This window comes from Flavonifractor sp. An92 (genome assembly GCF_002159175.1).
Lineage (GTDB): Bacteria > Bacillota > Clostridia > Oscillospirales > Oscillospiraceae > Pseudoflavonifractor_A.
Genome location: NZ_NFGZ01000052.1, coordinates 1 through 5,525, shown reverse-complemented (window position 1 = coordinate 5,525; position 5,525 = coordinate 1). Strand labels below are relative to the sequence as shown.

At 64.7% G+C, this 5,525-nt stretch carries 6 protein-coding genes; 3 read left to right on the top strand and 3 right to left on the bottom strand.

All coding sequences use genetic code 11. From position 1 onward, the window contains the following. Positions 1 to 121 precede the first annotated feature (121 nt). From B5G43_RS16790 to B5G43_RS16780, 3 genes are all read left to right on the top strand, one after another. Positions 122 to 307 (top strand): tautomerase family protein, encoded by a 186-nt coding sequence (locus B5G43_RS16790; protein ID WP_087263355.1) that lies wholly within the window; start codon positions 122 to 124, stop codon positions 305 to 307. 125 nt (positions 308 to 432) lie between these two features. Then, positions 433 to 1,746: an amidohydrolase family protein gene (locus B5G43_RS16785; protein WP_087263353.1), complete on the top strand. Its 1,314-nt coding sequence runs from the start codon at positions 433 to 435 to the stop codon at positions 1,744 to 1,746. Next, on the top strand, positions 1,740 to 2,549 hold the full coding sequence (locus B5G43_RS16780) for a DUF2877 domain-containing protein (protein ID WP_158097459.1): 810 nt from the start codon (positions 1,740 to 1,742) through the stop codon (positions 2,547 to 2,549). The genes B5G43_RS16785 and B5G43_RS16780 overlap by 7 nt, the downstream gene beginning before the upstream one ends. Before the next feature lie 68 nt (positions 2,550 to 2,617). Here the strand turns inward: B5G43_RS16780 and B5G43_RS16775 are convergent, their stop codons facing one another. From B5G43_RS16775 to B5G43_RS16765, 3 genes are read right to left on the bottom strand one after another with little or no spacing between them, the layout of a single operon-like run. Continuing rightward, positions 2,618 to 3,928 (bottom strand): amidohydrolase, encoded by a 1,311-nt coding sequence (locus B5G43_RS16775; RefSeq protein ID WP_087263349.1) that lies wholly within the window; start codon positions 3,926 to 3,928, stop codon positions 2,618 to 2,620. A 54-nt stretch (positions 3,929 to 3,982) separates the two neighbouring features. After that, the gene (locus tag B5G43_RS16770; protein WP_087263347.1) at positions 3,983 to 4,492 is read right to left on the bottom strand and encodes a hypothetical protein; all 510 of its coding nucleotides are present in this window, start codon (positions 4,490 to 4,492) and stop codon (positions 3,983 to 3,985) included. Then, a complete protein-coding gene (locus B5G43_RS16765) occupies positions 4,489 to 5,331 on the bottom strand; it encodes a DUF3100 domain-containing protein (protein WP_087263345.1) in 843 nt (280 codons plus the stop codon). The genes B5G43_RS16770 and B5G43_RS16765 overlap by 4 nt, the downstream gene beginning before the upstream one ends. Positions 5,332 to 5,525 lie beyond the last annotated feature (194 nt).

The following is a 5,525-nucleotide window of genomic DNA, read 5'->3' as shown; positions in this document are numbered from 1 at the left end:
CCGGCGTTGCCCACAAGGAGCCCGGCGTGGGCCAGGTGGGCGCGGGCTGCCTGCGGGCCCCCATGGCCCTCTTCGAGCAGGCGCTCATCCGTTACAGTGAAGTGTATCAGGAGGGATAAGTATGCCAAATATTTTCATCGAAATGATCGAGGGCCGCACTGTGGAGCAGAAGCAGCTCCTGGCCGAGCAGATCACCAAGGTCACCGCCGACATCCTGCAGCTGGACCCGGAGATCATCACCATCCGTTTCCTGGACAATAAACGGGAGAACCTGGCCAAAGGCGGCAAGCTCTATCTGTACCGCTGACCGGCGTATGCAACGGGGCACATGGGCCGTCAGTGGACCATGTGCCCCGTTTTCCACAATGATCTGATTCAGAAAGGAGTGTGCGGCGGCGCGGAGCCCGCGCCCGGTCCCGCACGATATGCGTTATGGATCAACTGCTGCTCAAAAATGTGGCCCTGGAGGGCTATCAGGAGCCCCAGTCTATTCTGGTGGAGGACGGGCGCATCCGCTCCATTACGGCCCAGCCCCCCCAAGTGGGCCCCGATGCCCGGGTCCTGGACGGAAAGGGACGCCTGGCGGTGCCCGGCCTCATCAACTTCCACACCCATCTGGACAAGGCCGGACTGGCCGAGGTGATCCCCAACCGGAGCGGTACCATCGGGGAGGCCCGCTCGGTGCTCTTTGCCTACAAAAAGACCATGCAGAAGGAGGATGTGAAGCGACGGGCCCGGGAGGCCATCCGCCGCTCCATCCAGGCCGGCGTGGTGGCCATCCGCACCCATGTGGACATCGACCCCTCCATCGGACTGCGGGGCATGGAGGCCATCCTGGAGCTGAAGGAGGAGCTGAAAGACGTCATCACCCTCCAGGTGGTGGCCTTCCCCCAGGAGGGCATCACCGAGTCCCCCGGCACCTACCAGCTCATGGAGGACGCCCTGCGCCTGGGCGCCGACGTGGTGGGCGGCCACCTGAGCATCGCCGCCGATTTCGAGGAGCACGCCGCCCGGGTTTTTGACCTGGCCGAGCACTTCGGAAAAGAAGTGGACATCCATGTGGACTATGACATCGACCGGGACTACACCAAGAAGAGCATCCGCGCGGACGGTCTGGCCTACCCCGACGCCCTGGGCATCATGGCCATGTGTGAGGAGAAGATGAAGCGGAATTTCTCCGCCAACGTCACCGCCAGCCACCTGTGCGGACTGGACTCGGTGGACCCGGAGTGCGCCAAGCAGATCATCGCCCTCATCCGCCGCGCCGGGGTGGGCGTAGTGGCTTTGGCCCCCAACAACATGTTCTGCAATGGCCGAGGCGACCTCTGCAACACCCGCCGGGGTGTGACCAAGGCCAAGGCCCTGATGGAGGCCGGTGTGCCGGTGTTCTTCGGGCCGGACAACCTCCGGGACCCCTTCAACCCGTTGGGCTGCGAGGACATGGTGGTCAACGCCCTGCTCACCGCCTACGCCTGCCACTTCGCCACCCGGGAGGACTATGAGGCGCTGCTGCGCATGTGCACCTGCGACGCGGCGGCGCGTATGGGCCTGAAGGACTATGGCCTGAAGGAGGGCTGCCGGGCGGACATCACGCTGCTGGACGCCCCCGACTTCCAGCAGGTCCTCTGTCGGGCGGCCAAGCCCACGGCGCTGATCCGGGGCGGCTCTATCCTCTTCCAGAACGACGCCGCCACCCAGTGGCAGGCCAAGGCGGAGGCCCTGCTGGCGCCCGCCGAGGGGTGCTGACCCTCCGGGCGCTGGATCTGCCGGACCACCTGGAGGGGCAGCTCCCCGCCGGGTCGGTCTGGCAGGTCTGCCAGCGCTTTGACCACGGGCTCAATCTGAGCTGTGAAGGGACGCTGATCTTCCTCAGCGGGCCGGACTCCCCTCTGTGCCCCTTTGGGGTGCGGCTGCCGGAAGGAGACGCCGCCCGGCTGCTGGCCGGGACCGAGATCGGCCAGCGTTTTATCTGGACGGGAGAGCAGTTCCGGGGCTCCGGGCTGTCGGTCTGCTGCGCCGGGGCCCGCCGGGTGGCATTGAGCCAGGCGCCGGTGCCCCAACTGCCCGAGGGACTTTCCCGGTGGCTGGAGGGGGACGGCGTTCCCCCTTCGCCCTGTACGGAGGCGCTGGAAGCATGGAGCCAGCGCCTGTTCCAGACCTTGGGCAGACTGCGGGGACATTGGGAGAATTTGCTGCGCCAGTGCGTGGGCTACGGACCGGGGCTCACCCCGGCGGGGGACGATTTTCTCGTCGGCCTGCTGTGGGTCCACGCCTGGAGCCCCTTTTTCCCGGCGCGCTGTCTGGACGACCTGCGCAAATGCCTCTTTCTCCGGCCCTCCACCACGCGGACCTCATTAAATTACTACCGGCACGCGCTGGAGGGCCGCTTTTCTCAGCCCCTGATCCGGCTGGGCGAGGCTATGGCCCGGGAGGACTGGCGGGAGGCCGACCGGGCCCTGTTGGCGCTGCTGGCCCTGGGACACACCTCGGGCCGGGATACCTGGGCGGGCATTCGGGCCGGCCTGCGTTTCCTGCTCCGCCAGAGCTGAACAAAGCACCCATGGACGAGCTCGTCCATGGGTGCTTTTTGGTGCGTCTGCGGCTGTCTGGCAGGCAATCAATCCTGCCCCTGCTTTTCCCAGTAGTGCAGGTATTGCTCCTTGGTCATGCCGGGCTTGTACTGTTCCACGACCTCCTTGGCCAGCTTGCCGTCCTCGGCCAGAAGGTCGATGATGACCGCGCCCAGGAGCTTGGCGGGGAGGACTACGGCGTTCTGGAAGTCTACCATCTGGAAATCCGAGCCGTGCCCGGTGCCCTCGATGCCGCCGCACATGGGGTAGAGGACCGGCATCAGCTGGGACACGTCGCCCAGATCGCTGGAGGAGGGCATGGTGGGGACGATCTGGTACTCCTCCGGCGGCACGAACTCCTTGGCGTTCTCGGTGTACAGGTTGTAAAGGGTGTCGTCGGTGACCAGAGGCATGATCCCCGGCTCTGCTTGACACTCCATCCGGGCGCCGATGCACTCGGCTCCCAGCCGGAAGGCGTTGACCACCCGGCGGGTGAGGCGCTCCATCCCCGCCAGGGTGTTGGCCCGGATGTTGACCTTGACCTGGACGAAGTCGGGGATGCAGTTGACCATCTCGCCGCCGTGGGTGATGATGTAGTTCACCCGGGGGCTTTCGCTCTCGTCGAAGGACTCCCGCATGGCGTTGACGGCGTTGATACCGGCGATGGCGGCGTTGAGGGCGTTGATGCCGTTGAAGGGCTCCGCCGCGGCGTGGGCCTGCTTGCCGTAGAAGTTGAGCAGCAGGGTGACCGCGCCCAGGTTCCGCACGCCCCGCAGGATCAGGGGACCGGGGTGGTGGCTCCAGCAGTGCATCATCATGGAGATATCCACGTCATCCAGCACGCCCTGCCGGATCAGCTCCTGCTTGCCGCAGATGTACTGGATCTTCCCCTGCTCCCGCAGGGGCTGACAGACGGCGGAGGAGCCCATCTCCTCGGCCGGCGCGCCCAGGAAGCGGATGCGCCCGCACAGTTCCTGGAGCACTCCGGAGGAGGTGAATCCGGCGGCAGCGGCCAGGAGCACGCCCTGCTGCACGTGGTGGCCGCACTGATGGGCCGCGCCGGTCTCCGGGTCGGCATAGGGGGCCTGGCGGCAGACGATGGCGTCCAGCTCGCCCATGAAGGCGATGGTGGGGCCGCTTTTCCCACTGTCCAGATCGGCCGCCATGCCGGTGACAGCCAGGCCGGTCTGGGGCTCGAGCCCGATCTCCCGGAAAAATTGGGCCATTTTCTCGGCGGTCCGGTACTCCGCAAACCCCAGCTCGGGGTGCTTCTGGATATCGCGGACATAGCGCTCCACCGCTTCGGCCGAGCGGTCGATGGCCTCATACAGGCGTTCTTTCAGCGCACGAGTGTTCATTGGATCGTTCCTTTCTTTTGCCTGGTGGAAGGGCAGGGTGTCAGAGGCCGCGGCTTACAGCGCACCGGTCAGGTGCAGCACGATGTCCGCGATGATGGCCGAACCGAGGAAGGAGCCGACGATGGTCATGGCAGTGACCACCAGCAGCGGCAGGCCGGCCTTTTTCAGCTGAGGCAGATCCTTGGCGGCAGAGAGGCCGACACAGGCGGTCACCGGGGTGCACAGCGCCATGAAGTTGACCTTATTCAGCGCGTCGGTGATAAAGGCAGAGCCGGGTATAAAGTTGGGGATGGTAAACAGGAAGGCCAGCAGTACGCAGTAGGCGATGGCCGGCATGGGGAGGGGAATGAGCATTTTCAGAATGAGGGCCACCATGACCATGGCCACGATGATGATCATGCCCGGGATGGCGGCGATGGCGGGGGCGAAATCCAGAGTGCCTGCGGCCCGGCTGACCATAGCGGTGTGGCCGATCAGAGAGACGATCGCCATGGCCACGGCCATGCCGAACTGATAACCCAGTCTCTTCCACTTGCTGGGGGCGACGGTGCTGCTGTTGGTCATTTCGCACTCTCCTTTCTCACTTCGGGTTCCGGATCCTGCTTGTATTTGATTCGATAACAGACTTTATAAAGCCACTTCGTCAGCGGCAGTGCCACCGCCAGCGTGACCCAGACCGAGTCAAATCCGGTCAGCACGCTGCTGGACGCGGAGAAGGCCAGAATGGTCTGCTCCTGGGCGGGGAAGAGGTTGATGAGCGATGCGGTGCCGGCGGCGGTAAAGCTGGTGCTGCCGATGCCGGTGGCCATGGACAGTGCTTCCACGCTGAATACGTTCCAGGAGGCCACGAAGGAGGTGAACACGCCCATGATGATGGGACCGAACAGACCGCCGTAGAGGAAGCAGGCGGAGACGCCGCGGCCCTCGGCGGAGTCCAGACCGTACATCTCGGTGATGAGGGCCAGGTTGCTGTCACGGCTGATGGAGTGGCCGCCGCCCACGACTTCCCGCTTCAGGCCCAGGGCGACGCCCACGGGGACAGCGAAGAAGGCGGTGCCCACGTTGCCCAGCTCCTGCAGGACCAGGGCCAGACCGGACTTAACGATGGTGGGGAAGTTGGGGCCGGCGGAGGAGCCGACCTTCACCAGCAGGATGAGCGCGGCGATGAGCAGCAGGGAATTGGCGTCGTGCTGGTCATTTTCCGTAAAGGCCTTCCAGTTGAATTTCGTGCAGACAGCACCAAACAGGATGCCGAGCAGGATCGAAAAGATCATGGGCATGAACAGCAGCGTTCCGATGGGGGTGTTCAGCGAGTGGGTTCCGATGAGCTCTGAGACAATGATGATTCCGGCGATCACCAGCATGGCTTTCCAGTTCAGCATTGCCCGCTTCAGGTCTTCCATTAAAGTCCCTCCTTTTTCAACGTTCCGATGTGTCTGACGGTGGGCGGCCTGGCCGCAGGTTGTCTGTTGTTTTCGTTACCCCCTTTGATACACTTCACTGTAACGGATGAGCGCCTGCTCGAAGAGGGCCATGGGGGCCCGCAGGCAGCCCGCGCCCACCTGGCCCACGCCGGGCTCCTTGTGGGCAACGCCGG